The sequence below is a fragment of the Candidatus Pelagibacter communis genome, from assembly GCF_001179945.1.
GTDB classification, from domain to species: domain Bacteria; phylum Pseudomonadota; class Alphaproteobacteria; order Pelagibacterales; family Pelagibacteraceae; genus Pelagilacustribacter; species Pelagilacustribacter ubique_A.
Genome location: NZ_CVSG01000009.1, coordinates 1 through 503, shown reverse-complemented (window position 1 = coordinate 503; position 503 = coordinate 1). Strand labels below are relative to the sequence as shown.

Genomic DNA, 503 nt, shown 5'->3' with positions numbered 1-503 from the left:
AACCATCATCTAATGCATAGCATGAATCAATTAGATTATCTAATAAAAAGTTTTCAACAGAAGGTTTGCGTTCTTTTTCCCCATCATAATGTGGGCAGCAAGATCCTTTGAGGAAACCCATACAGTCCATAACATTCAAATTACTTGCCCAAGAATCAGTAATACCCTTTTCAAACCAGCAAATAGCACCAGCACTAACGCCACAAAGAATAGCGCCTCTTTGATATGCTTTTAATAATAGTTTGTCAAGTTTCCATTCTCGCCAAACAGCAAGCATACTCTTAGTATTCCCACCACCTACATAAATTATATCTTGTTTATTGATAATTGAACGAAGACTTGGGGTCCTCTGAAAAAAACTAATATGTTTTAAATTACAATTTAATTTACTAAAAGCTGTATAGAAATTGACAGTATATGATTTATCTTCAGCACTGGCTGTAGGAATAAAACAGACATTAGGAGTTTCAACCGATGATTGCTGTAAAATATATTTTTCAATT

Annotated in this window: 1 protein-coding gene; it reads right to left on the bottom strand. The window is 33.4% G+C overall.

The genetic code is table 11. The features are described from left to right. Positions 1-503, bottom strand: a 503-nt coding sequence (locus AMN78_RS00405; protein WP_075533663.1) for a Type 1 glutamine amidotransferase-like domain-containing protein, incomplete at both ends; no start/stop codon positions are given.